This is a genomic window from Aliivibrio logei (assembly GCF_001691055.1).
GTDB lineage: Bacteria > Pseudomonadota > Gammaproteobacteria > Enterobacterales > Vibrionaceae > Aliivibrio > Aliivibrio salmonicida.
Map to the genome: position 1 here is coordinate 158,297 of NZ_MAJU01000011.1, position 26,819 is coordinate 185,115.

A 26,819-nucleotide genomic window follows, 5' to 3' on the forward strand; every position below is an offset into this window, starting at 1 on the left:
AAAGGATTCCCCAATGAAAAAGGCCATTATTGCCCTTTCTGCTCTATTTTTAGCAGCATGTAGTGCTCCTTCTGATCCTCAACTGGATATTAAGCCAGTTCCATCATCAAATGCACATCAAATTGTTGATGGCACGACGCTTACTTTGGATAGTAGCGATCTTAGAACTGCACAATACGTCGCTGTTATTGATAACGGGCGCCAGAACGTACAGCCTATTCACGCTAAGCAAAATTTACGTGTAACACTAGAAGATGCGTTATCTACTCAATTGAAAGCTCAAGGGTTTGTAATTACCGTAGACAGTGATAACACCTTACGTTTAGACATCATTGAAGCATTAGTCAGTGTTCAACACTCTCTAATGAGCAATGACATGAAAACAGAAGTGAAACTTCAAATAACCGCTGAAACTCCACAAGGTAAATTTGTTAAAACCTACACTGGTGTTTCTGAGAAAACGGGCGCGATGAGTGCAGATAATGAAGCAATTGAAGGCGTACTTAACGATCTTATCAATGCAGTGTTAGATAAGATTGCCGTTGATGAAGAACTTCAAACCTACATTAAAGGTAATTTCTAATCATGAAACTAACTTCAAAAGTGGCTCTTTTAATTGCCGCACTTGGCTTCACTCAATCAGCATTGGCTGAATCCGTAAAATTTGATACCACATTAGGTAGCTTTACTATTGAGCTCAATGCAGAGAAAGCGCCAATATCTGTCGCTAACTTTATTCGCTATGTCGAAGATGGAAGCTACGTAGGAACGCAATTCCACCGAGTGATCCCTGGCTTCATGGCTCAAGGCGGCGGTTTTGATAAAGACATGCTGAAAAAATCGAATTATGGCCCAATTAAAAACGAAGGTTATAACGGTTTAGGTAATGATACCGCTACGGTTGCAATGGCTCGTACCAATAATCCGGATTCAGCCACTCGTCAGTTTTACATTAACTTAAATGACAACGATTTCTTAAACGCAAATCAACGCCCACCAGGTTATGCTGTTTTTGGTAAAGTAACCCAAGGTTTTGACATTATTCAAAACATGGCCTCAAAACCAACCAAAGCCCTTGCCAATGGGATGCGTGATATTCCCGTTGAGCCAATTATCATAACTAAAGCAACATTGATTAAATAATCAAGTTAAGATAATCCAATTACAGAGCAGCTTTCGAGCTGCTCTGTTGTTTATGCTGAATTATTTCCCTCTTTTATTCCTATTATAAGAATAACAAGGAGCGTTACATGTCCCATTCGATGCAATGGAAAACCGCAATTAAAAGTTACATGGATAAACGCCTACTTTGGGTTTTTATGCTTGGTTGTTCAAGTGGTTTCCCGTGGGTTCTTATCGGCTCAAATATGTCAGGTTGGCTCCAAGATGCAGGGTTAACTCGTGCTGCTATTGGCTATTTCGGTTCAGTATTTGCAGTTTATGCCATTAATTTTATGTGGGCACCTTTAGTTGACCGTGTAAAATTACCCTTCCTTAGTAAAAAATTAGGGCAACGTAAAAGTTGGATTTTCCTCTGCCAAGGTATTGTATTAGTCTCAACCTTCCAAATTGCAGGTTTAAACCCTACCGATAATCTGGTGCTTATCTCAATGTTTGCACTCGTTATTTCAATCGCTTCTTCTACTCAAGACATTGCCATTGATGCCTTCCGTATAGACACATTTCCTAAATCAGAGTCAACCAAAATGCCACAAGCGTCTGCAATGGCGGTTATTGGCTGGTGGACTGGTTACTCCCTTCCTGGGTATCTTGCTTTTGTTAATGCAGATACTATCGGATGGAATAATGTCTACTACGGTATGACCGCGATTGTGGCTCTATTGATGGTCTTCACTTTATTAGTTGGAGAACCAAAAACTAAACGTGATGAACTGCAACATGAAGCAGAAGAACGATACAATAAAGTCATTGGCTCAAAAACGGCTACTTGGTTTTCCGTAACGATCATCGAACCATTTTATGATTTCTTTAAACGTAATGGCGTAAAAACCGCTTGTACCCTGTTGTTATTCGTTTTCTTATTTAAAATTGGCGAAGCCTTTTTAGGAAGAATGTCGATTACATTTTACAAAGAAATTGGATTCAGTAATGAACAGATTGGTTATTACTCAAAATTAATTGGTTGGGGAGCGACCATCTTCTTTACTCTTTTAGGCAGTTTAATTAATGTCCGTTTTGGTGTTATTAAAGGTCTAATGATTGGTGGGGTCGCGATGGCAGCAAGTAATTTGATGTTTGCATTGATTGCAAATGTTGGCCCTAACGAACACTTATTCTTAGCAACCATCATTGTTGATAATTTCACAACGGCTTTTTCTACCGTTGCCTTTGTGTCCTTCTTAACTATTTTAACTGGCGAAGCTTTCTCTGCAACGCAGTACGCCTTACTTGCCTCTTTAGGGAACTTAGGTCGGACGACATTAGCCTCTTTCAGTGGAGAGCTTGCCGACTATCTAAATAGTTGGCCTCTATTCTTCATATTGACAGCGGTAATGGTTATCCCAAGCCTAATTATGTTGCTTATGCTTAAAGATCACTTTAAAGCCCTACTTGATAAGTCTCAAGGTTCTTAAACCAGAGAAGTCATAACAAGTTTGCTACCAAAGCCCCCCTAACCCGGGGGCTTTATTGTTTCCAGATCACAAAATCATGTCAAATTAACGTCAAGTAAGTGATTTTGATCACTATTTATTTATAGTTAAATTTATAAACAAGATCAAGATCTACATATAACATCAACATTACATTTTTTGCATTTAAAAAAGTGAACTTTATCTATATTATGTGCACAACTTAAGGGCAAGAATTAAACCTACTTGCTGATTATTAGTAATACATAACTATAGAGATGCCATTATGCGTAAATCCCTTTTAGCTCTATCTGTTCTTGCTACTCTTTCTGCTCCTACTTTCGCTGCTGATTACACCGATGGCGATACTCATAAAAACGATTTTAAATTCATGCAGTTTAACTACATGTATTCAATTGATGAGAAGCCAGCATCAAGCACAGCTGCAGAAAACACACATGACTATTTAGAGATGGAATTTGGCGGTCGCTCTGGGATCTTTGATCTTTATGGTTACGTTGATGTATTCAACCTAGCAAACAAAGACGACACAGATAAATCTACATCACCAGATAAAATGTTCATGAAATTTGCACCACGTATGTCTTTAGACGGACTAACTGGTAAAGATTTATCTATGGGTCCTATTCAAGAACTGTACGTTGCAACATTATTTAACTGGGGCGGGAACACTAGTTATAATGAAAAAACAGGCAAAACAGAAGGTGTTAATAACTCTTTCTGGGGTTTAGGCTCTGATATCATGGTTCCTTGGTTAGGTAAAGTTGGTCTTAATGTTTATGGTCTTTACGATCTAAATAAAAAAGATTGGAACGGCTACCAAGTGTCAGCTAACTGGTTCAAACCATTCTACTTCTTCGATAACGGTTCATTCATTTCTTACCAAGGTTACATTGATTACCAATTTGGAATGAAAGAAGAATACAGTGCAAAAAGCAATGGCGGTGCAATGTTCAATGGTATCTACTGGCATTCAAACCAGTTTGCTGTTGGTTACGGCCTAAAAGCTTACCAAGATATTTACGGTTTAGATGATGGTTCTGCAACTAACTTCTTCACAGGTGATACTGGCAAATGGGAATCATCAGGCGTGAGCCACTATGTAAGTGTTACTTACAAATTCTAATCTAAGCTAGAATCTCGATTTTATTAAGGCGCTCATCATGAGCGCCTTTGTTTTTTCTAGCAAACCCATTACACTACTTTCATTATTTATTCTTAATGGATAGTCGCGTGAATATCACCATTCTTGGTCCTGGAGCTGTCGGTTCTTTATGGGCGTGTTATCTGCAAAAAGCAGGGCATAATGTCTCTTTATGGACAAGAAGCTCAGCGCCTTCTGATGTTTCTCTTTCTTTAAGTGCACAAGAAAACTCTTCGCACACTTTTTCTTGTAACGATAAAGAATCACTAACCTATTGTGATTTACTCTTTATTACGGTTAAAGCATGGCAAGTAGAAAGCGCTCTACTCCCTTTACTTCCTCATTTATCACAAGAGACCATATTACTCTTTATGCATAATGGAATGGGCGCTATTGATACTGTAAAAAATCACATAGATCACCACCCTATTTTACAAGCAACCACGACTCATGCAGCACTAAAACACAATAAAGAATCAGTTGAACACACAGGTCTTGGTACAACCGTTATTGGTCCATTTAATCCACTTGGTGAACAATGTCATTTTATGCAAGATGTACTTCATCATGCATTAGACTCTGTAGAATGGAATTCAAACATCCAAACCGCACTTTGGAAAAAGCTCGCCATTAACTGCGCAATAAACCCATTAACCGCAATCCATCAATGTAAAAATGGCGATCTACTGCATCCTAAATTGCATAGTGATGTTTTAACTATCTGTAATGAAGTCTATCTGGTGCTTGAAAAAAATCACATTGATTGGTCTTTAAAGGAATTAATCACCACCGTTAATCAAGTGATTACCGCAACGTCTGTAAATTACTCCTCCATGAACCGTGATCTTTTTTATCAACGCCGAAGTGAAATTGATTTCATTACTGGCTACCTTTTAAAACAAGCCGAGAAACACCAAATTTCAGCACCAATTAACCAAGCCCTGTATAATAAAATAAAACAATTAGAAGAGAACACACTATGACCACTAAAATTCTCGTTTGCCTAGCACCAGGAACAGAAGAGCTTGAAGCCATTACCGTTATTGATATTCTAGAGCGCGCTAAATTTGATGTCACCGTTGCCAGTACCGCATTTGATGGTGCATTAACCATGAAGGCTGCACAACGAGTAATACTAACTGCCGATGTAAAACTAGTCGATGTCGCTGATGAAGAATTTGATTGTATCGTTCTTCCTGGTGGGCTAAAAGGTTCTGAAAACTTCCGCGACAGTACATTATTAATTGAGCTACTAAAACAACAAAAAGACGATGGTAAATGGGTTGCTGCAATTTGCGCAGCGCCTGCCATCGTACTCCAACATCATAATATTTACCCTGCCGCTTTAATGACGTGTTACCCCGCACTAATGCACCACATTCCAGAACAAAACCGCCGAGTAAAACGTGTGTTTACCGATGTACTAAATAACCTAATTACAAGTCAAGGCCCAGGTTCTGCACTGGAGTTTGCAATGGAAATTGTGACGCAATTTGGTGGTAAAGAACTGACCGCTCAATTAGCGACTGACTTAGTAACACTACCAACATTAAATTACCATCAAGCCTAATCGGATGCTTGAAATCCCGATACCAAATAAAATTGCCATTGGGATTTCCTTCTTTTTTCTTTCTCTACACTATGATGCGGTTTCTTTTCTCGTCACTATGAAGGTTACGATAAAAATAAGACTTGCTCCCATTATTTGAATAACAGTAAAACTTTCACTCAACCATAAAAAAGCAAACAGAGCACCGAATATAGGCTCACTTCCCATTAAGATAGAAACCCTAGTCGGCGACATCTTCTTCACGCTGTAATTTTGAGCATAGAAAGCAAATACGGTACAAAATAAAACAAGATAAAGAGCTAACAACCAGAAAGAGAACTCCATTGGAATGGTGTCAATAAATTCAGTACCATGAATAAACAACAATAAAATAATAGAAAGAATCGAGACAACACTTGATTGAACGCTTGTCACCATAATAGGATCAACCTCTTTATCAACCATCACTTTTTTAGTAAATACGACCATAAACCCTCTTAATACGGCCGCCATTAACATTAAAACATCGCCAATATTTATATTAATTTGATGAACGTTAGCATTGGTTAATAAAAACACACCAATGACAGACATAATAGATAAAAAGAAGAGCTTATTCGTGGGTCTATTTTTATTTATAAGCCATTCAACAAATGGAGTAAAAACGACAAACAAACTAATAAGAAAAGCAGCATTAGACGCTGTTGTGTTTTTTATTCCATACGTTTCACACACGAAGATTAAAAATAAAATAAACCCTGTTGGAATAACCGATTTCCAATGCGCTATATTTTTTCGATAAATAACGATGGGTAATAAAATGAGTGTTGTCATAACAAACCGAATCACTAAAAAAACCAACACTCCAGTAAATAAAAGGGCTTCTTTCGCAATCCCATAGCTTGTCCCCCAAAAGATAGCGACAAGTAATAACATCAAAGGAGGAAGGTATTGATTAAGGGGGCCTTGTTGCTCTCTAGTTACACAGCTTTCCATCGCTATTCTCTTTTTTCCTTGTGAGATAACATAACTCACATCCTTATTTGCACTAACATACTGGAAACTGATAGGTTAAATAATCCCCTCTTAAATCAAATCTTTTGTGACTGATGGACATAAATAAGCTAATTACCCTACTACCAGATATGGCTGCCTTTGTAACCGTAGTGGACTCAGGAAGTTTCAGTAAAGCTGCGATCATTCTTGATATGACACCATCAGGGGTAAGTCGTCAGGTTTCTCGACTTGAAAAAGCACTACAAGTGAAGCTATTAGAAAGAACGACTAGAAAACAAATTCTGACCGTTGCTGGACAAGATACTTATAATTATTGTAAAAACATTGTCGATAACGCTCAAGAGGTTGTAAACGTATCTGACAGTAATAACAATAAAATTGAAGGTGAATTAAGGATTGCCACACCGAAAGCCTTTGGTAATAAAGTGCTGCAACCTCTTCTTCGTATCTTTGTTCATCACTACCCACACATTACTCTCAAGATAAAAGTAACCGATCAACCTTGCGATCCTATTCATGACAATCTTGACCTAATTTTCAAACTTACAAACAGTCCTCAAGAAAACTTAGTCGCTAAAAAACTAGGGGATGTAGATTTGCTCCTTTGTGCTTCTCCAGAGTATTTAAAACAAAAAGGAATCCCCAACCATCCTATAGAATTAAGTGCTCACGATTGTTTATACCTTGGTGAAACTCAACATGATAACCAATGGCAATTTGAGAAAGGTAATGAGTGCTTAACCATGACGGTTAATGGCCAATTTATTGTTAACCACACAGGAATGCGATTGGATGCAGTCAAACACCATCTTGGTATCGGTGTCTTTCCTGACTTTGTTGTAAGAGAAGATCTTACTCATGGAAAGTTAATAGAAGTACTGCCAGATTGGAAACTTCAGGGAAATTACACAGGTGAGATAATTATGCAGTTCTTAAGAAGTAATCATATGCCTAATAGGTTGAGAGTATTTATTGATTTTATGGTTCAACAATTTAAAACGCAGACATAAAAAAAGAGAGCTAATTATTCAGCTCTCTTTATCTCATTCTACATAATTAATACGTCGCAAGTTACGGACGGTAAACTTTCACATTTTTGTAGCCATTTTCAATCAACAATAACGCTTGAAGTCGGCTCATTACACCGCGATCACAGTACAATAGGTACTCTTTAGATTGGTCTAAATCACCAAACTGAGTCGCAATTCTAAAGAAAGGCAAGTGTTTAACTTCAACACCTTCTATTTCCAATGGATTTTCATCTTCTTCTTCCGCACTACGGATATCAAGAACAACCACATCAGAACCTAGCTCAGACACCATTTCAACTTCAGGTGCTTGCTCTTGGCTTTCTTTTTCAATCGCACGAATATCCATCACGCGAGCATCGTAAATCACTTGCTCAAGAATAGAGAAATCAAACTTAGCTTCTTCTTTCTCTAATTTGAATTTTTCAGCTTTGATGGTTGGTTTCTTAGAAATAACACCACAATACTCAGGCATTGTTTTAGCAAAATCTTCCGTTCCAATTTCACGAGCAACATTAATGATGTCTTCTTTATCCCAGTTGATTAGCGGGCGAAGGATCAATGTATCAGTGACATTATCAATGTGACGTAAGTTAGTCAGTGTTTGGCTTGATACTTGACCTAGCGCTTCACCAGTAACCATACCTTGGATACCTAACTTCTCAGCAACCATGCCACCTGCACGCATAAACATACGCTTTAGGATAACACCCATTTGACCATCATCAACTTTCTCAAGGATCTCAGCAACCACAGGTTCAAAATCGACCGCAATGAATTTTACTTTTGCAGATGAACCGTATTTCTTCCATAAGAAATGAGAAACTTGTTTAACACCAATTTCGTGAGCAGGGCCACCTAGGTTAAAGAACATGTAATGCACTTTTGAACCACGTTTGATGTGTAAGTAACTCGAAACGCCTGAATCAAAGCCACCAGAGATCAAACTTAATACATCTTCTTGAGTTCCAAGAGGGAAACCACCAAGACCTTTATGGCGAGCAATCACTAAGTTTAGTTTTTCATTTTCAACTTCAAACTTAACGGTAACGTCAGGATTTTTTAATTTTACTTTTGCAGATTCAACCGCCTGATTTAAACCGCCACCTACGTAACGCTCTAGTTCAATCGATGTAAATGGATGAGTACCACGACGCTTCACACGAACACAGAATGTTTTTCCTTCAATGATCTCACGGTTCATCTCTAAACATTGTTCATAGATGTCGTGCATATCAGCAAATGCTGTTTGTTTTACTTCTAACGTATGGTGAATACCCGGAGTATGCGTTACAGCCGTAAGTACTTGATTACGGTATGTGCCATCAAGACCTGAAACTTCAATGTAATCACGACGGTTAATCACTTCAACGCCTTTGGTATCACGTTGAATGATGCTACGTAAATTCGTTTCAAGAATACGAATAAAACGCTTACGTACTGAATCACTTTTAACAAAAACTTCTGGATGTGGCTTAACGATAAACTTCATAAATAGGCTTCACTGGTGTGGTGTAACGATCAAATAAATACGATTAGATTAGATTGGCGATGCCCTAATCTGAGGCGCAAGATTATACCCAAAAAAAAGGCAGGTTGCTAATTCAACCCGCCTTTCCTGTTTAATATCCCTAATTACGTTACGTAATTAGTCTTGTTTAGTTTTGCGCTACAGGTACTTCATCACTTTCATACGGTTTGCCTTGCATGATACTAATTTCAACTCTACGGTTTCTAGCCCGTTGCGCTGCTGTTTTATTAGGACCTAATGGCTCTGTTGATGCCATACCACGAACTCGTAAACGATCGCTATTAAACCCTTTAACTCGCAGCATTTCATGCCCAACCGATACCGCTCTCTGAGCTGATAGATCCCAATTCGAACGGTATAATTCCGACTCTAATGGTTGGTTATCAGTGTGACCAGAAACACGAATAATGCCGGGAACATCTTTAACTAGCTCACCAATCTGACGAATCAACGGGCGAAATTTAGGTTGTAAAAATGCGGACCCCGCAGGGAATGCACCTTTTTCACGAATACGAATAACAAGTTGCTGACCTAAGTTTTCAACTTCTACTGCACCTTCCGCAATTTCACGCTCTAACGCTTTTTTAATTGTCTCTTCTAACTCTTGCTGGCTCTGGTTTTGACTTTGAGATTCAGCGTCACTTTGCGCATTAGTTTGCGTCGATGTGGACGATGATTCTCCACCAGTTAAATTACCAGCTTCGCGTTTTGAACCACCCGCACGATCCGATTCTCCATCATGAAAATCTAATGTTTTCTGAGGAATATCGATCGTTTGCTGCATAATCACTTCAATCGGTGTCGGCTCTGGTCGCCCAGGTCTAAACTCTTGCGCAATCACACTTGTCCCTTTTGGAATGTCTTTTACTTCAAGCACATTCTGAACGCCGAACGCGAATTTCATGGAGCCTGCAATTTGTTTAAATTTCAGTACATCCATTTCCGAAAAAGAAAGCAATAAAACAAAGAAACACATCAATAGCGTTGCTAAATCCGCAAATGTTGCCATCCATATAGGGGAACCAGGAGGACATTTACACTTATCTTCATCTTCCATCATGAGCTCCTAATCTATTCTTCGCCAGTATCAACAACGCGTTTTTTCTCGTTTAAATAATTACGTAGATAACTATCAATAACACGAGGATTTTGACCATCTTGAATCGCAAGAATGCCATCAAGGATCAAACGACGGTTTAGTTTTTCTTGTTCTTTACGTAATTCCAATTTATGTGCAATAGGGAATGCAATCATATTTGAAATAACTGAACCATAAAGCGTCGTTAAAAGTGCGACAGCCATGGCAGGACCAATTGACTTAGGATCATCCATGTTTGATAACATACCGACCAAGCCGATTAGTGTACCAATCATACCCATCGCAGGGGCTACATCACCAAAAGCGGTAAAAACACCAATGCCTTTTTCATGTCGCTCATTCGTCAATGCGATGTCTTTTTGCAGTGTCGCTTTAACGACTTCCGCGTCATGGCCATCAACCAACAAATCAATGCCTTTTTGCATAAATGAATTGCTGATCTCTTTTTCTTCTAATGCAAGAAAACCACCCTTTCGAGCAGCATCAGCCATTTCAACAATGGTGACAATTAAATCAACGGGTTCATCGGTTTTAAAAATAAAAGCTTTAGCCGCAATTTTACCTGCGCCAAAAAATTGACCTACCGTAAACTTCATTAGTACAACAAATATTGAACCACCAAATACAATAAGAACTGATGTAACATCCATAAAGATGGCTAAGCCACCCGCTAGTACCATTGCCATGATGATAAATGCAAAACTACCAACTAAGCCTATTAACGTTGCTAAATCCACAGAGCGCTCCCCTATCTTGCTGCTTGTGTTTATGTATAGTGTGCTAAGCAAAAATTAAGCCACTAATATATGGCAGATTTTTACCGCTTCTTTTTATATCGACCACAATGCAAGATGGTTTAATTTTATTTGTGAAAAAACATGCTTTAAAGCGCGTTAGATTAAAAAGTAACCCTTTATTACTAAATTTTACCTTTATCCTACACTTTCTCATCAGTTCAATTGACCCTCTCCCCTCTCTGAGTTACCTTTCTTGGATCATTTTAAGAGTGAATCATTATGGCTGTAAAAAAACCGGAAAATTTGACATTTGAAGCGGCAATTGAAGAATTGGATTCTGTCGTGAATCAGTTAGAAAGTGGCGACTTGCCCCTTGAAGATGCCTTAAAGAAATTTGAGCGTGGCATTTCATTAGCACGAGCAGGTCAAGAAAAACTGACTCAAGCTGAACAACGTGTCGATATTCTCCTTCAAGCTGATGATAATGCAGAACTAACCCCTTTTGATGCCAATGATGACTGATTCACTAAAACAACAACTGCCTATTTTTCAACAGCGTAACATTGAACATTTAAATCAATGGCTTGAAAAGATTGAAATTCAGCAACAACCGCTTACTGATGCAATGAAATACGCATTATTATTAGGTGGCAAACGCGCACGTCCTTATCTCGTCTATATTACGGCTAACATGTTAGGCATAGATAGTGAGCATGCAGATGCGCCTGGGGCGGCAGTTGAATGTATTCATTCTTACTCATTAATTCATGATGACTTACCAGCTATGGATAATGACGATTTACGTCGTGGTCATGCAACTTGTCATATTAAATTCGATGAAGCAACAGCCATTCTCGCTGGCGATGCATTGCAAACTTTAGCCTTTGAAATTTTGGCTAACGGTACCCTAGCAGAAGAAGCTGAATCCTCGCGTATTGATATGATACGAGTATTATCTAAAGCATCAGGGGCATCAGGGATGTGTATGGGTCAATCACTTGACCTACAAGCCGAAGGGCAGCGAGTAGATTTAGTCTCTTTAGAACAAATCCATGCCAACAAAACCGGTGCATTAATGAAAAGTGCCATTCAACTTGGTGCGTTATGTGCTGGTGAAAAAGGCAAACAAATACTTCCACAACTTGAAAAATACGCAGACGCTATTGGTCTCGCCTTTCAAGTTCAAGATGATATCTTAGATATCACAAGTGACACCGAAACATTAGGAAAACCTCAAGGCTCTGATATAGCCTTAGAGAAAAGTACCTATCCTGCTTTATTAGGCCTTGATGGTGCTAAACTGAAAGCAGAACAATTATACCAAACGGCTATCACTGCATTAGATGATATTCCATATAACACGGATGCAATGCAAGCGTTCGCTCAATACGTCATCGAGCGTAAAAACTAAAACAGATAAGCGCTGAATAATTATGTCACTTGATATTTCAAAATACCCAATTCTGGCTTTGGCAAACACACCAGATGAACTACGTTCTTTGCCAAAAGAAAGCCTACCTGCTTTATGTGATGAGCTTCGTGCTTATCTTTTAAAGTCTGTCAGTAAATCGAGTGGCCATTTAGCTTCTGGGCTTGGTGTAGTTGAACTGACTGTCGCTTTACATTACGTCTACAATACCCCATTTGATCAACTTATTTGGGATGTAGGCCATCAAGCTTACCCTCATAAGATCTTAACGGGTCGCCGTGAAAAACTGTCTACCATTCGTCAAAAAGATGGATTACACCCTTTCCCATGGCGCGATGAAAGCGAATATGATGTGCTTTCTGTTGGTCACTCTTCAACCTCGATAAGCGCCGCTCTGGGTTTAGCTATCTGTGCTGAAAAAGAGCAAGCCAATAGAAAAGTCATTAGTGTTATAGGTGATGGTGCTATTACGGCAGGCATGGCGTTTGAAGCATTAAACCACGCCGGTGACATACACCCAGATATGTTAGTTGTCTTAAATGACAATGAGATGTCAATTTCAGAAAATGTTGGCGCACTTAATAATCAATTAGCTCGCGTATTATCAGGCAGTTTATACACCTCCATTCGTGAAGGTGGTAAAAAAGTACTCTCTGGTACCCCTACGATTAAAGAATTACTTAAGCGTACTGAAGAACATATCAAAGGGATGGTCATTCCTGGAACGATGTTCGAAGAGCTAGGCTTTAATTATATTGGTCCTGTCGATGGTCATGATGTAAACGAATTAGTTCGTACTCTTAAGAATATGCGCAACCTAAAAGGTCCGCAGTTCTTACACATTATGACGAAAAAAGGCAAAGGCTATGAGCCTGCAGAAAAAGATCCTATTAGCTATCATGGCGTACCTAAATTTGATCCAAGCAATCACTCATTACCGAAATCATCAGGCGGAAAACCAACGTTCTCAAACATTTTTGGTGATTTTCTTTGCGATATGGCAAAAGACGATGACAAATTAATGGCCATCACACCAGCAATGCGTGAAGGGTCTGGCATGGTTCGTTTTTCAAAAGAATTCCCAAGTCAATATTTTGATACTGCAATTGCAGAACAACACGCAGTAACGCTAGCCAGTGGTATGGCTATCGCAGGTTATAACCCTATTGTCGCCATTTATTCAACGTTCTTACAACGTGGTTATGATCAACTGATTCATGATGTTGCCATTATGAATTTGCCTGTAATGTTTGCTATCGACCGTGCTGGTCTGGTTGGTGCCGATGGTCAAACCCATCAAGGTGCTTTTGACATCAGCTTTATGCGCTGCATTCCAAACATGGTAATTATGACCCCAAGCGATGAAAATGAATGTCGCCAGATGCTTTATACCGGACATAAACATACTGGACCAAGTGCTGTTCGCTATCCTCGAGGAAGTGCGACTGGTATTGAGGTTAATAAAGAAATGCAAGCGTTAGAAATAGGTAAAGGTCGATTAATCCGTGAAACTAAAATCACAGAAAAAGGCGAACGTGTTGCTATCTTAAACTTCGGCACTTTTTTATCGAACAGTGTAGAAGCGGCAGAAAAACTAGACGCAACGGTTGCCGATATGCGTTTTGCTAAACCGTTAGATGAAGCCTTACTTTGTGAGTTAGTTACAAGCCATGATGTATTAGTGACTATTGAAGAGAATGCAATTTCAGGTGGTGCCGGCTCAGGCGTTATTGAGTTCTTAATGAAAAACCGTCTAATCAAACCAGTACTTCAACTTGGCTTACCTGACCAATTTATTGCTCAAGGAACACAAGAAGAAATGCATTCTGAGTTAATGTTAGATGCAACAGGTATTGAAAAACAAATCCGAGATTATCTGGATTTATAATTCATATCATTTCATAAAAAAATGCCACAACGTTGTGGCATTTTTTATCACTGTAATAAGTACGATTATCTAATTTAATTTCGGTGCATCAAAATCATTTGGTTCATCGCTATAAATACATACATTCCACTTATCGACCAACCCATCTTCAGCAATGCATTGCTGCTCAAAAAATTGTTTAATTTCTTCACGTTGGCAATGAGCCTCAAATACATCGTTATTAGCCCAAATCTCATTGAATGCAATAGGATAGCTTTCTCCTTCAGCAAATGGACTCTGTAACTGACGAGTCACTATATATTGCTGACAACCATCTTCTCGCATAGTGTTAGGCTCTAACGCTTGAAGCACACGAAATAGCTCATTCAATTTACCTTCTTTTGGTAAAAATTGAGCAATGCAATAGACTTTCTTAGACATGGTAATTTCCCTATATTATGGTTGAATAGTAACAATGCGTTGAAAATAAGATTATCATGGTTCTGTATATATATTACTGGTGAGCCCAATGAAATCAGACGTAGATAAAATGTTGAATAAACATCAAGACCTAACTCATAGTACGGATATGAAAGTAACCTCTCACACTCAACGTGAAGTTGGAGATTGGGTGCTGCATACCGTTATGATTGAAAACTGCAATACTCCGTTTAAATTTAAACGAAGCCAAGCGTACAAATCACTTAAAGGCGCGAATGTAAACATGACTTACTATCCTAGTACAGAGTCTCTTGCCGGTTTTGAACTTGAAATAATGAAAGTCGTTCGAATTAAACGCAGTTAATTTTTTCGTTTTAGCTCTGCTTTATAAAAAACCAAAGCATCTAAAATCGATTTTTCTTTAATTGGCTTAGTTATAATGTAATCCGCACCTGCCGATAAGAATTCGTTTGTCGCCTCTTCTAAAACATCCGCAGTATAAGCATAAATTGGCAGACTCAAATTAAGTGTTTTTCTTATGTATCTTGTGGCTTCTATCCCACTCATTTCTGGCATTTGGTTATCCATCAAAACCAAATCAAATGAGTGCTCTTTAATCATTTGAATCCCTTCAGCCGCAGAAGTTACCCACGTTACATCTAAGCTGTATTTTTGACAGTATGCTTTTGCGATATACGCATTCGATTTATTATCTTCTACCAATAATACTTTCAAATTTATTGGCAATAAATATTCATGATGGCTTGATGCTTCAGAAGGCAGTTCTTTTTTATACTCGATCACTTCAACAGGCAACCTAATCGTAAATGACGTCCCTAAACCCGGTGAGCTAACAACCGTAATCGACCCATTAAGTAAATGCAGTAATTGCTTAACGATCGCCAAACCGAGACCACTGCCACCAAATTTTCTTGTTCCAGTCGATTCCACTTGTATAAATGGGTCAAACACCGATGCTTGGTTTTCAATACCAATACCAACCCCAGTATCCTCGACATCAAAACATAAAAATATTTGTCCATTTTTTGATTCAAGATTTAAGCTCAGGGTGACCTGTCCAAGCTCAGTAAATTTCACACCATTGCTCAATAAATTAAATAGAATTTGAGTTAATCGTACTTTATCCGTATATAAAATCACGTCGGTATCAATTTTATTATTTAGATTAAACGTAATGTTTTTTCCCATACAAAGTGGCGTGTATATCGCACTAATCGTATCGAGTACGTCATCAAGAACAAACTCTTCAAAATTAATATTTAACTTATCTTGCTCTATCTGAGAGAAATCTAAAATATCGTTTAATACCGCTAATAAATGCTCTCCCCCTTGATGAATGATTTGAATTTGTTTTTTCTGCTCTAAAGGAAGTTGAGCTTGTTTTAATAAACTAGAGATCCCTAGAATACCATTCAATGGCGTGCGGATTTCATGGCTCATTCTTGCAAGAAAATCAGACTTAACTTGAGTTAATTTTTCAGCGGCTGCTTGCGCTTTATGACTCTCTTCTTTTGCCTCAATGAGCTCAATAAAGATATCTTCAAGTTTTGCGCCTATTTGATCAAATTCAAGGATCCCACTGCCAAGATAATGCTTATTTCCATTTTTTTTCGATACACTTTTTGCGTAAGAAAGAAGCGCGTTTAATGCTAATAAAATTCGGTGCTCAAATAGGCCACGGACTAATACCGCAATAGCAATCAATACAAAAAAAGAAAGAACAACACTGTAAATAAAACGCTGTTCAAGTAACGTCACGTTCTCTTTATTTTTTAATGATACGATCGATAAAGAACCATTTAATGATTTTATTTTTAGCGGGGTATAATTTAAGATCTTACCAGCAAAGGTCTCAACACCATTTCCAATACATTCTTCAACCTCTGCATACCTGGCGGTACTTTTCTTTATCGTTGATGAGATTAATTTTTTATTATTAACGATAAAGATTTCTTGGCTACGACTCACTCTCTTTAAACTATGAACAAACGAAATGTTATTATTTAATATTGCGGCATTGTATAAATAACTTCTAACTTCGCCAGTAAAAGAACTAACAACCGGTGTTCGTCTAATGAGGAGATGGGTTATCTTTTTGTCCGTGGTTACCGTTAAATAATACCATGTATTAATATAAATATTTTTATCTATAATATATTTTAAATTTTCAGAGTTCATACCAAGAAACAAGTGATTATCATCACTCCAAAAAACATGATTGTTCGCTTCAAGAAAACGAAAGTCAGGTGAGTTTGAGGGTTCTTTTGCTTCTATATCTGAAAAATACTGTTCTAAATTTAAAATTCGATCATTACCATAATGATCTTTTAATCCGAGACTGCCTGCATCTGTATCTTGCCTAATTTGTAAAATAGCTAGACGATGATTAAAATAATTTTCTAATAGTGCCGATGTTTGTTCTAAATTCCGTTTAACTTCTTCATTAATGGTATTCACGCTTAATTGATAAGTATGAATAGTAATACCTACGGTCAAAATAGAAAATATAATAAAAATAGCACGAAATATTAAATCTGCTAACGACGCTTTTTTCAGTACTTTCCTTTTATTATTCATGCGATCAATCAATTCCTGAGTAACGGAATGCGCATTCTTTAAATTGACGTAACTCTTCTTCTGTCGTTTCTGATGTTACCACTTCAAAATCGCCAGAAAATACAGTTGGTACTTCCTTTCCCTCTAAATCCAGCTTTATCGCTTCAGCCATTGCTACTCCGGTATCGTCATTCATACGCATAACGGTTGCATCTAACCTTCCATCTTCAATCGCCTCTAGCTCTAAAGAGCCGCCTCCCCATCCATTAACAAGGGGATTCAAACTCGGCATTTCCCCTAACGCTTCAATTGAACCAAGAGCGATATCTGTTGATGATGCATAAATGAAATCAACATCACTGTTATTTTTCATGATATTTTGAGTCGCTTTATAGGCACTCTCTGCCGTCGCTTCCGTATAATATGACGACGTTAATGTATATTTATTATTATCCATTGATTGTACAAAAACATCACCTCTTGCCGTACTTAAATAACCATACGAATAATAAAGCATTCCGTATTTAGCACCATCAGGAAATCGATTTTTAAAGTAATCAGCAATTAACTTCGTACCAATAATATGGTCAAACCCAACATACAACAATGGTTGGCTATCAGCCCATGCTTTTACTGGTGTCGTTATATTTTGAAGTATTATTTTAATATCAGGGCTTTGAATTACATGCTCCACAAACTTACGATGTCGACTTGTATTTAATGTAAAAATTAAATAATCAGATTTATTATTTATGGCTTCATATAATGATCGACTCTGTTCTTTAAAATCAACATTGAGGCGTGTCGATACTTGTATTAATTCATAATTAATACCTAAAGATTTTAATCGAGATTCAAATGCGACAATATTTCGAGTCCAATAATCAGATGACTGCTCACCTGGATAAATAAAGGAAATTTTAATTGGTCTTTCTTGTTTAATCGTCAATGGAATAGGTTCATTATTAACCATAACTCTTAACTCATTTGTAAGCACTTTTTCTTTTGGGTGCTCTGCTAAATACTCATCATATCCCCAATAACCAACAAGCACTGGGTCAGCGTGAGCAAAACTCACGCTACTTAAACAATAAAAAGTAACAACAAATAGAGTTCTTAACGTTAAACAAGTGTTACTCATTTACAACCAACCAGAATATTTACCAATTAACCACAAGCTAATTAGAGCCATAAATCCAGCGACAATATCATCAATCATAATACCAACGCCGCCATGAACTTTACTATCTAGCCATCCAATTGGCCAAGGTTTTACCATGTCGAAAAATCGAAATAATATAAACCCTGTAAGTAACCATTTCCAATCTGTTACTGATAAATTTAAATAAGGCACAATGCTCATTGTGATCCAAAGACCAACAAACTCATCCCACACAATAGATCCGTGATCATGTACTTTCATATCTGAAGACGTAATATCACAAATCTTAATACCAATAAGAGCAGAAAAAATCACTGCAATTACAAAAAGGTAAAAGGGAAGCTGAGCCAATAATAAATAAAATGGTATCGCAGCAAGGGTGCCCATCGTTCCCGGAATAATAGGAGCCAAACCACTGCCAAAGCCTGTCGCTAATAAATGCCACGGATTTTTTAAACTAATAAGTGCTAATGGATTTGTCATGCTTAACTCCTGAAATGATCGTAACCATATAGGCTCCAATCTAATTGCTTGCCTTCTTTTACTAATTGTACGCCACTCTGTAAATTAGTAAATGGACCCAGTGTAATTTCACCAATTATACTAACGTTTTGATTTAAAAGAGTCGTTATTTTTTTTATTGCTTCGCGATTCTCTCTTGGTGCAGTAAAGCAAAGTTCATATTCTTCTCCACTTATTAATGCCATTTTTTGACACTTCTCATCATCACCATGATGATAAGATTTTAGCTCATTAGAGATAGGCAAAAGAGTAACTTCTAATAATGCATTCACGTTTGATTGTTTCAGTATATGGCCTAAATCAGAAATTACACCATCAGAAATATCCAGTGCCGAATGGCATAAATGACGTATTTCTTGCGCTAATTCGATTCGTGGTGATGAATAATAATGTCGATATTCAAGCTCTTTTGCTAAGGGTAATTCAATATCATTTGTCTGTTCAAGAATAACCTCAAGGCCTGCAGCGCTATCACCTAATGTTCCGGTCACATAAATATCATCACCGCAGAGTGCACCTTTACGAGTCATCGCTTCACCCTTTGGAACAATACCCTGAACTGTAATCGTAATACTTAATGGCCCTTTTGTTGTATCTCCGCCGATCAGTTGCACGTTATGCAATTTTGCTAAACCAAAAAAGCCGTCACAGAACCCTTTAAGCCATTCTTCATTTGGCTCTGGTAATGTTAATGCCAAAGACACCCATGTAGGTTTTGCTCCCATCGCAGCTAAGTCACTCAGATTTGAAGCAAGCGCTTTGTAACCAACATTGACAGGGTCAGCAGTTAAAAGAAAATGAGTTCCTGCAGCTAAAGTATCTGTCGTAATGGCAACATGGTGGTTTTCTGGTACTGACACTAAAGCGCAATCATCTCCAATACCAAGTTCTACGTCTTTTCTTGATAAGTTCCCTTCAACAAAGAACCGTTCAATTAAATTAAATTCACTGGTCATATTATTAAGTATTCTTATCTTGTATTTAAGGTATAAAAAAGGCCAGCAATTAGCTGACCTTTAGTATTAATTAGTATGCTAATTCCAACTTACTTTTTACGTAATGTTGGAGCCGCTTTATCTAATACACCATTTACAAATTTGTGGCTATCTTCTGCTGCGAACACTTTTGCAAGTTCAATCGCTTCATTGATAACTACTTTGTAAGGTACATCGTCACGATTCATCATTTCATAGATAGACATACGTAATAACGCAAGCTCCATCTGATCAAGATCCTGAAGTGGACGAGATAAGTATGGACGCATTTTACCGTCTAACTTAATGTGGTTAAGAGCAACACCTGAGAAAAGATCGCGGAAGTACGCTACATCAGTCTCTGGAGCTTGTAGTTTAGGCTCTTTTGCATGATGCTCTTCTTCATCATACTTATCTGCAGTTAAAAACTGTTCTTCAATAGCAGCAACATTTTCTTTGCTTATTTGCCATGAATAAATTGCTTGAAGCGCAAATTGACGTGCATTACGACGTGCGGCTGGTTTCACACTAACTCCCATTAGGATTCTATTTGAGACAGAACATTAATCATTTCGAGTGCGCTTAGTGCAGCCTCCGCCCCTTTATTACCAGCCTTGGTACCGGCGCGCTCGATTGCTTGATCGATTGTATCAACAGTCAAAACACCAAATGCCACTGGAATGCTATATTCCAAAGATACTTGTGCTAGACCCTTATTGCATTCACTACATACGTATTCAAAATGTGGTGTACCACCACGGATAACAGAACCCAATGAAACAATTGCATCATATTTTGCTGTTTTAGCTACTCGTTGAGCAACTAATGGTAATTCTACGGCGCCAGGGCAGCGAACAACAGTGATGTTTTCTTCAGATACTTGACCAAAACGCTTTAGAGTATCGATAGCGCCTGAAAGTAGACTTTCATTAATAAAGCTATTAAAGCGAGAAATGACAATTGCAATTTTCGCATTAGGAGCAGCAACGCCGCCTTCAATTACGTTCATAAGCCTTCCTGTATCTATATTATTCCAATTAAACTGGGTAACTATTTTCAACTACATATCATAGTGAGAATCGGCGAATTCTATCACAGCTTTATGACAAATATCTAATTATTTGGGCTCTATTTACACAATAGAGCCCATCAATACGCTTATTTTGAAACGTATTCTACTACATTCAGACCAAAGCCTGATAATGAATGGTAACGCTTTGAAGAAGATGACAGCAGACGCATGTCTGAGATACCCATGTCCGCTAAGATTTGTGAGCCAACACCAACGCGACGTGACGTACCTTGCTTCTTCGCCATTGTAGGCGACTCACCGTTATCTTGACGCTCTAATACTTTGATTTTATGTACAATACTGTCCGTTGACTCTTCATTACCAAGAATAATAAGTACACCACCTTCGGCCGCTATACGTTGCATTGCCGTTGGTAATGTCCAGCTACGTTCTGCACAACGATCTGAATGAAGGATATCGGTGAAGGTGTCTTGAAGGTGAACTCGTACTAATGGCGCAATACCTGATGTATTTTCTTTTTTCATTGCATAATGAAGCTGATTATCAATCGTGTCACGGTAAGTCACTAGATCAAAATCACCAAACTCTGTTGGTAATTTACACTCAGCAACACGTTCAATCGTTGTTTCGTTGTTATTACGGTATTCAATTAAGTCAGCAATCGTGCCCAATTTAACATCGTGTTTTTCAGCAAAAATTTCCAGATCAGGACGACGAGCCATCGAGCCATCATCATTTAGGATTTCAACGATAACACCTGCAGGTTCAAAACCGGCTAAACGAGCGAGATCACAACCAGCTTCAGTGTGTCCCGCACGAGTTAACACTCCGCCTTCTTGTGCTGCAAGAGGGAAAATGTGGCCTGGCTGAACAAGATCAGCAGCAACAGCATTTTTAGCAACGGCAGCTTCAACAGTACGAGAACGGTCTGCTGCAGAAATACCCGTAGTAACCCCTTCAGCGGCTTCAATAGAAACAGTAAAGTTAGTTGTAAATTGTGCGTTATTGTCTTGCACCATTGGTGGCAGACCTAACTTTTCACAACGATCTTTTGTCATTGTTAAACAAATTAAACCACGACCATGTGTTGCCATGAAATTGATCGCTTCTGGTGTGATTTTTTCTGCTGCAATGATTAAATCGCCTTCATTTTCACGATCTTCATCATCCATCAGGATAACCATCTTACCTAAGCGAATATCTTCAATAATGTCTTTTGCTGAGCTAATTGCCATGTGAAATACCTTTAATATATTAGTTAGGTTAAATGGTTAATTTAAGAAACCTGATTTTGCCAAAAGATCCATCGTAACAGAAGACTGAGGTTGCTCTTCTTTCTGTCCGATCACAAGTCTTTCTAAATATCGTGCAATTAAGTCCACTTCTAGATTCACTTTTTTTCCAACAGTGAATGTATCCATCGTCGTTTCCGATGCAGTGTGGGGCACAATAGTAAGTTTAAATGCATTTTTACGTAAATCATTCACGGTCAAACTGATGCCATCGATCGTTATTGAGCCTTTTTCTACCACATATTTAGCTAAATCCTGAGGTAATTGGATCCAAAACTCGACCGCTCTGCCTGTTTGGTGACGTTCAATTATTTCCCCTACCGCATCAACATGGCCAGAGACAATGTGTCCACCAAAACGAGTGGTCGGCAACATCGCTTTTTCAAGATTGACTTTATCGCCTGCTTTATAATGGACAAAACCAGTACGCTTTAATGTCTCTAAAGACAAATCAGCGGTATAACTATTTTTTGTCATCGCTACGACGGTTAGACAAACGCCATTAGTCGCAATACTGTCGCCTAATTTCACATCGCCCATGTCTAATTTGCCAACATTAACTGTGACACTAACATCTTCACCTTTAGGCGTGATGGCTTGAAGTGTACCGATTGATTCAATAATTCCTGTAAACATACGTTACCTTACTATTGTTGCTGTAATTCGAATATCTTTGCCGACCATTCGAATATCACTAATGTCTAAATTAATTGCTTCAGACATCGCTTCTAATCCGATGAGGTTCACTATACTTCGGCCATCTGCACCCATTAACTTTGGCGCTAAATAGATAATAAGTTCATCGACCAGACCTTCGCAAATCATACTTGCAGCAAGTGTTGCACCAGCTTCAACCCAAAGATGGTTTACATTATGTTCTTGGGCTATTTTTTGTATTACATCAGACAATACTAATTGTTTATTATTATCAAGATCACAATACAAGTGACTTTCTGGATGGCTAAGAGGATGTGAAGGTTGGTGAGAAACGGTAACCACTTTCCCAGTTGTGTTAAACAGAGCAAGTTCAGAAGTAAGTTGATGTTGACGATCTAAAATGACACGTAATGGCTGCCTTACCTCTGCTTCTAAATACGATTCTTGAATTGAAGACGGTAAATCACTCCAACGAACATTAAGGGAGGCATTATCCTCAATAACCGTTTTTGCCGTAGATAGAATCGCTCCGGCTTGTGCACGATAACGCTGTACATCTTGTCGTGCTTCTTTTGATGTGATCCATTGACTTACACCATTTTTCAGCGCTGTTTTACCATCTAAGCTGGCCGCCATTTTTAATTGAACAAACGGTTTTCCCGTTTCCATTCGAGTTAAAAATGAAGGATTCAGTGCACGAGACTCCGTTTCTAATAAGCCTGACGCGGTCTCTATTCCTGCGGCTTCTAACATCGCTAAACCTCGGCCCGCTACTTGTGGGTTTGGATCAACCATGGCACAAATAACTTTGACTACGCCTGCTTTTATTAGCCCTTCAGCACAAGGTGGGGTTCGACCATAATGAGAACACGGTTCTAAAGTAACGTAAGCCGTTGACCCCTTCGCATTCTCACTTGCTTGGCGTAAAGCATGAACTTCAGCATGAGGCTCACCCGCTTTAAGGTGTGCCCCTTCACCAACAATAAGACCATTTTTAACGAGTACGCAGCCCACATTTGGATTCGGTGCCGTCGTATAAATACCGCGCTTGGCTAATTGAATAGCGCGCTGCATCATCAGGTGATCTTGAGGAGTAAATTTCATTTTATTTCTCTAGTTTTGCAATTTCTTCGCCGAACTCTTTAATGTCTTCAAAGCTACGATATACGGATGCGAATCGAATATACGCCACTTTATCGAGTTCCTTTAGTTGATCCATAACGAAATTGCCGATCATCTCCGAAGGTACTTCACGCTCACCAGTTGCTCTTAGCTTTGATTTAATTGTATTTAAAGCAAGCTCAACTAAATCAGCACTTACGGGACGTTTTTCTAATGAACGATACAAACCACCTGATAATTTATCTTCATCAAACGGTTCACGATTGCCATTAGACTTAATCACTTTAGGCATAACAAGTTCAGCGGATTCAAACGTAGTAAATCGTTCACTGCACGCCAAACATTGGCGACGACGACGAACTTGATGACCATCAGAAACCAATCGAGAATCGATAACTTTTGTGTCTGTAGCACTACAAAATGGACAATGCATTCTTGCCTCCTATTATTTTTTGTTTAGTGTACAAGAAAAGCGGATCGGTGCCTATCACCGAGACTAAGAAGACGTAACTAATACAAGGTTTTTACTTATTCTTTACTAAAGGTTTCCAACTTGTTGCCGATATGTCGGCATACCCATAATAATTAAAAGGTTACTCGATGAAGTTATCTATTCTAAAAAGTATAAAAACTCGCTTATTGCTCATATCACTCTTACCAACCTTAATCATTACTCTATTTTTAACCCAACTACTCATTCAAGAAAACCAAAAAGTTCATGACGCTAATTACTCGTTAGAAGCCGTTTCTTTATTTAACTTACTGGATAATGTCGCCCATAACTTTGCCGTTGAACGAGGAATAACCGCAGGGTATCTCGCCTCCCAAAGGAAATCAGGTAATAGTAAGCTCATTGAACAAAGAAAAAAATCAGACTCCGCTGAACAGGCATTACGTAACTTCACTCCTGATTTTTTAGAAAAAACGATTGTTTCATCTTTACTCTTTGAGGTAACCCAGCAATTAAATAATAAAAATAGCATTCGCTCTCAAGTCGATAACTTTTCAATTACGCTCTCTCCATTTGTTTATTATTCAACACTTAATCAACTCTCTCTTGATTCTATCTCTATTATTGTATCAAAAATAAATTCGCCAATATTACGCAGCGAAATGCAAGGGTTATCCGCATTATTACAAGTCAAAGAAGAAGCAGGAAAAGTGAGAGGGGCTTTAAATGGTGCATTTGCAGGTAAGACATCAAGCCTTGATAAATATGCTGACATTAGCAGTTACCTTTCAACTGAATATTTTTCTATTCGCCAAGCTAAATCGATTCTTTCTGCTGACTTTGTGCAACAGTTAAACAACGCGATGTCTTCTAATACCTGGAAAAAAGTAACGGATACGCAGTCGATTTATCTGTCTCAAAAAAACACATTGGCAACATTACAAGGACCAAGCGCAAATGTTTGGTTTCCAATGGCCACTCAACGTATTGGCCTCATCAAAACGATCACGGATAATCTATCAAAAAGTCTTAATATCGCTGCAACAAAAGAAATGTCACAATCAGCATTCATTCGAAACGGCTACATAGCGGTTGCTCTGTTCCTCATATTACCTATTATTTTCATTAGTCTTTTTACCGCGAAATCAATCAATAGCCGAATGACTTCGTTTAGCCTTCGTATTAATGAAATATCTGCCAGTAAAAACTTAACACTCGCATTGGAAAACAACAATGAGAATGAGTTCGATGCTATCGCAAGAGATATTAATTCATTACTTGAAAATATAGCACTCCCACTACGTTCAGCGCATAACGTCGCCTCTCAAACACAAAATGAACTAAACTTACTAAGTGAACACTTGAAACAAGCGACGCAATCAAGTCAAACAACGCTGACTCATTGTGACAGTATCGCGACAGCTATGACTGAAATGGCACAAACAAGCTCTGAAATTGCAGGGGTTACTAACAGCGCTCATGAAACAACAACACAAGCAACCGCGAACGCAACAGAATGTAAAAACCAAACTCTAGCCACAACAGAGACGGTTAACGAACTGCATAGCAGTATTATTAATACTCACCAACACGTTGAACATTTAGAAAAACAGACACTCAATGTGTCTGAAATATTAGATACGATTACAGCGGTCTCTGACCAAACCAATTTACTGGCCCTTAATGCGGCAATTGAAGCGGCCCGTGCCGGAGAACAAGGACGAGGATTTGCGGTTGTTGCGGATGAAGTAAGAAAACTCGCTCAACGTAGCCAAGAAGCCACTCATGACATTCGTCAACTACTTGATGGCATTGGGGTTAATGCAAAACAATCCTTTTTATTAATGGAAGAAAGTAAGTTATTGAGTGAAACAACTCAGAAAAGTGTCACGGATTCAGCTCAATACATAGAGTCACTTAGTCATTCGGTTTCTGAAATAGATAATTTTAACACCAGTATTTCAGCGGCGACATTAGAGCAATCAGAAACAGCAAATGCGGTTAATTCTGATATTGATGAGTTGGCCTCTCTCGCTAGCAGTACGAATGAATTAGTTCATCATCTTGAACATGAAATGAAGCAACTTGAAACGAAAATGAGTGAATTAACCACTCAAATTAATACCATAACCGTCTAAAAATCATGGTACGAATTCTCGTTTTATAAGTTAGAAACTCGCATTCATTTTATTAACAAGATATATTGAAGGCATAATTTTGCTTAAGGAATAGTCAACATGAAAAAAATCAGTCTAGCGTGTGCTTTTGCACTTGTTTTAGCCGGTTGTAGCAGCGCGCCAAAACAACAAGACAATTACCAAGATGCGTCTTTTGAGCTATGTAATACAGAAGTGAAAGTCTATTCAGTAAGTGATGATGGTCGCGTTCGTATCATCTGTAGCGATGGTTCTAAATTCCAACTGAACACAGAAAAAACATTAGATGTAATGAGAGATATCAATGTTGACTATTGTACAGGTGAAGGTCTAGGCAAATTTAATGAAACAAGCCGTTACTATACTTTCCAATGTAAGTCTGGCGCGTTGATTAATATTAATAAGTAATTTTCAGCTTA

The 26,819-nt window shown here is 38.3% G+C and carries 28 protein-coding genes; 13 read left to right on the plus strand and 15 right to left on the minus strand.

The genetic code is table 11. The features are described from left to right. The first annotated feature begins 13 nt into the window (after positions 1-13). From A6E04_RS11260 to A6E04_RS11285, 6 genes are all read left to right on the plus strand, one after another. Entirely contained in the window at positions 14-583 is a 570-nt protein-coding gene (locus A6E04_RS11260) for a YajG family lipoprotein (RefSeq protein WP_017023093.1), read from the plus strand. A gap of 2 nt (positions 584-585) precedes the next feature. Continuing rightward, a complete protein-coding gene (locus A6E04_RS11265) occupies positions 586-1,143 on the plus strand; it encodes a peptidylprolyl isomerase (RefSeq protein ID WP_065611380.1) in 558 nt (185 codons plus the stop codon). Between the two features lie 107 nt (positions 1,144-1,250). Beyond that, positions 1,251-2,594: an AmpG family muropeptide MFS transporter gene (locus A6E04_RS11270; RefSeq protein ID WP_023603643.1), complete on the plus strand. Its 1,344-nt coding sequence runs from the start codon at positions 1,251-1,253 to the stop codon at positions 2,592-2,594. Positions 2,595-2,877: 283 nt separating this feature from the next. Beyond that, the gene (locus A6E04_RS11275) at positions 2,878-3,738 is read left to right on the plus strand and encodes a nucleoside-specific channel-forming Tsx family protein (RefSeq protein WP_065611382.1); all 861 of its coding nucleotides are present in this window, start codon (positions 2,878-2,880) and stop codon (positions 3,736-3,738) included. Between the two features lie 107 nt (positions 3,739-3,845). Next, positions 3,846-4,739, plus strand: a complete 894-nt coding sequence (panE, locus tag A6E04_RS11280; RefSeq protein ID WP_175365427.1) for a 2-dehydropantoate 2-reductase — start codon at positions 3,846-3,848, stop codon at positions 4,737-4,739. Beyond that, positions 4,736-5,326, plus strand: coding sequence for a DJ-1 family glyoxalase III (locus A6E04_RS11285; RefSeq protein WP_065611384.1), 591 nt, complete (start codon positions 4,736-4,738; stop codon positions 5,324-5,326). Before panE ends, A6E04_RS11285 begins: the two co-directional genes overlap by 4 nt. Positions 5,327-5,395: 69 nt before the next feature. On the opposite strand, the gene A6E04_RS11290 is transcribed toward A6E04_RS11285, so the two are convergent. Then, entirely contained in the window at positions 5,396-6,301 is a 906-nt protein-coding gene (locus A6E04_RS11290) for a DMT family transporter (protein WP_065611386.1), read from the minus strand. A gap of 113 nt (positions 6,302-6,414) precedes the next feature. Here A6E04_RS11290 and A6E04_RS11295 point away from each other — a divergent pair, with 113 nt between their 5' ends. Further along, positions 6,415-7,332, plus strand: coding sequence for a LysR family transcriptional regulator (locus A6E04_RS11295; protein WP_065611388.1), 918 nt, complete (start codon positions 6,415-6,417; stop codon positions 7,330-7,332). A gap of 61 nt (positions 7,333-7,393) precedes the next feature. On the opposite strand, the gene thiI is transcribed toward A6E04_RS11295, so the two are convergent. The 3 genes from thiI to pomA all read right to left on the minus strand — a co-directional run bounded on the left by thiI (position 7,394) and on the right by pomA (position 10,717). Continuing rightward, positions 7,394-8,842 carry a tRNA uracil 4-sulfurtransferase ThiI gene (gene thiI / locus A6E04_RS11300; RefSeq protein WP_017023085.1) on the minus strand — a complete coding sequence of 483 codons (1,449 nt, stop codon included), beginning with the start codon at positions 8,840-8,842 and terminating at the stop codon, positions 7,394-7,396. A 166-nt stretch (positions 8,843-9,008) separates the two neighbouring features. Next, entirely contained in the window at positions 9,009-9,938 is a 930-nt protein-coding gene (locus tag A6E04_RS11305) for a flagellar motor protein MotB (protein WP_017023084.1), read from the minus strand. 14 nt (positions 9,939-9,952) lie between these two features. Next, positions 9,953-10,717, minus strand: a complete 765-nt coding sequence (gene pomA / locus A6E04_RS11310; RefSeq protein WP_012549707.1) for a flagellar motor protein PomA — start codon at positions 10,715-10,717, stop codon at positions 9,953-9,955. A 279-nt stretch (positions 10,718-10,996) separates the two neighbouring features. Between pomA and xseB the strand changes: the two genes are divergently transcribed. The 3 genes from xseB to dxs are packed head-to-tail and all read left to right on the plus strand — an operon-like array spanning position 10,997 to position 14,034. After that, positions 10,997-11,239 (plus strand): exodeoxyribonuclease VII small subunit, encoded by a 243-nt coding sequence (xseB, locus tag A6E04_RS11315; protein WP_012549706.1) that lies wholly within the window; start codon positions 10,997-10,999, stop codon positions 11,237-11,239. After that, a complete protein-coding gene (ispA, locus tag A6E04_RS11320) occupies positions 11,232-12,128 on the plus strand; it encodes a (2E,6E)-farnesyl diphosphate synthase (RefSeq protein WP_065611391.1) in 897 nt (298 codons plus the stop codon). The genes xseB and ispA overlap by 8 nt, the downstream gene beginning before the upstream one ends. 22 nt (positions 12,129-12,150) lie before the next feature. Next, positions 12,151-14,034 carry a 1-deoxy-D-xylulose-5-phosphate synthase gene (dxs, locus tag A6E04_RS11325; RefSeq protein ID WP_065611393.1) on the plus strand — a complete coding sequence of 628 codons (1,884 nt, stop codon included), beginning with the start codon at positions 12,151-12,153 and terminating at the stop codon, positions 14,032-14,034. 69 nt (positions 14,035-14,103) lie between these two features. Here the strand turns inward: dxs and A6E04_RS11330 are convergent, their stop codons facing one another. Continuing rightward, a complete protein-coding gene (locus tag A6E04_RS11330) occupies positions 14,104-14,454 on the minus strand; it encodes a putative quinol monooxygenase (RefSeq protein WP_017023081.1) in 351 nt (116 codons plus the stop codon). A gap of 88 nt (positions 14,455-14,542) precedes the next feature. Here A6E04_RS11330 and A6E04_RS11335 point away from each other — a divergent pair, with 88 nt between their 5' ends. After that, the gene (locus tag A6E04_RS11335) at positions 14,543-14,818 is read left to right on the plus strand and encodes a hypothetical protein (RefSeq protein WP_012549702.1); all 276 of its coding nucleotides are present in this window, start codon (positions 14,543-14,545) and stop codon (positions 14,816-14,818) included. Here the strand turns inward: A6E04_RS11335 and A6E04_RS11340 are convergent. From A6E04_RS11340 to nrdR, 10 genes are all read right to left on the minus strand, one after another. Further along, positions 14,815-17,052: a LuxQ periplasmic sensor domain-containing protein gene (locus tag A6E04_RS11340; protein ID WP_065611395.1), complete on the minus strand. Its 2,238-nt coding sequence runs from the start codon at positions 17,050-17,052 to the stop codon at positions 14,815-14,817. The two genes, A6E04_RS11335 and A6E04_RS11340, sit on opposite strands and share 4 nt — an antisense overlap. Before the next feature lie 4 nt (positions 17,053-17,056). Continuing rightward, positions 17,057-18,172 carry a substrate-binding domain-containing protein gene (locus tag A6E04_RS11345; protein WP_065611396.1) on the minus strand — a complete coding sequence of 372 codons (1,116 nt, stop codon included), beginning with the start codon at positions 18,170-18,172 and terminating at the stop codon, positions 17,057-17,059. Then, positions 18,173-18,676 (minus strand): phosphatidylglycerophosphatase A, encoded by a 504-nt coding sequence (gene pgpA / locus A6E04_RS11350; RefSeq protein WP_012549700.1) that lies wholly within the window; start codon positions 18,674-18,676, stop codon positions 18,173-18,175. A gap of 2 nt (positions 18,677-18,678) precedes the next feature. Next, positions 18,679-19,671: a thiamine-phosphate kinase gene (gene thiL / locus A6E04_RS11355; RefSeq protein WP_065611398.1), complete on the minus strand. Its 993-nt coding sequence runs from the start codon at positions 19,669-19,671 to the stop codon at positions 18,679-18,681. 89 nt (positions 19,672-19,760) lie between these two features. Then, positions 19,761-20,228 (minus strand): transcription antitermination factor NusB, encoded by a 468-nt coding sequence (nusB, locus tag A6E04_RS11360; RefSeq protein ID WP_012549698.1) that lies wholly within the window; start codon positions 20,226-20,228, stop codon positions 19,761-19,763. Continuing rightward, the gene (gene ribH, locus A6E04_RS11365) at positions 20,228-20,698 is read right to left on the minus strand and encodes a 6,7-dimethyl-8-ribityllumazine synthase (RefSeq protein ID WP_012549697.1); all 471 of its coding nucleotides are present in this window, start codon (positions 20,696-20,698) and stop codon (positions 20,228-20,230) included. The genes nusB and ribH overlap by 1 nt, the downstream gene beginning before the upstream one ends. A 149-nt stretch (positions 20,699-20,847) precedes the next feature. After that, on the minus strand, positions 20,848-21,957 hold the full coding sequence (gene ribBA / locus A6E04_RS11370; protein ID WP_065592103.1) for a bifunctional 3,4-dihydroxy-2-butanone-4-phosphate synthase/GTP cyclohydrolase II: 1,110 nt from the start codon (positions 21,955-21,957) through the stop codon (positions 20,848-20,850). 36 nt (positions 21,958-21,993) lie between these two features. Continuing rightward, on the minus strand, positions 21,994-22,650 hold the full coding sequence (locus tag A6E04_RS11375; protein ID WP_017023076.1) for a riboflavin synthase: 657 nt from the start codon (positions 22,648-22,650) through the stop codon (positions 21,994-21,996). A gap of 3 nt (positions 22,651-22,653) precedes the next feature. Next, on the minus strand, positions 22,654-23,775 hold the full coding sequence (ribD, locus tag A6E04_RS11380; protein ID WP_065611400.1) for a bifunctional diaminohydroxyphosphoribosylaminopyrimidine deaminase/5-amino-6-(5-phosphoribosylamino)uracil reductase RibD: 1,122 nt from the start codon (positions 23,773-23,775) through the stop codon (positions 22,654-22,656). 1 nt (position 23,776) lies between these two features. Beyond that, a complete protein-coding gene (nrdR, locus tag A6E04_RS11385) occupies positions 23,777-24,226 on the minus strand; it encodes a transcriptional regulator NrdR (protein WP_012549693.1) in 450 nt (149 codons plus the stop codon). A gap of 167 nt (positions 24,227-24,393) precedes the next feature. On the opposite strand from nrdR, the gene A6E04_RS11390 reads away from it, so the two are divergent. Next, positions 24,394-26,382 carry a methyl-accepting chemotaxis protein gene (locus A6E04_RS11390; RefSeq protein ID WP_065611402.1) on the plus strand — a complete coding sequence of 663 codons (1,989 nt, stop codon included), beginning with the start codon at positions 24,394-24,396 and terminating at the stop codon, positions 26,380-26,382. 99 nt (positions 26,383-26,481) lie between these two features. Then, complete coding sequence (locus A6E04_RS11395; RefSeq protein ID WP_012549691.1) at positions 26,482-26,808, plus strand: hypothetical protein; 327 nt, start codon at positions 26,482-26,484, stop codon at positions 26,806-26,808. The last annotated feature ends 11 nt before the right edge of the window (positions 26,809-26,819 follow it).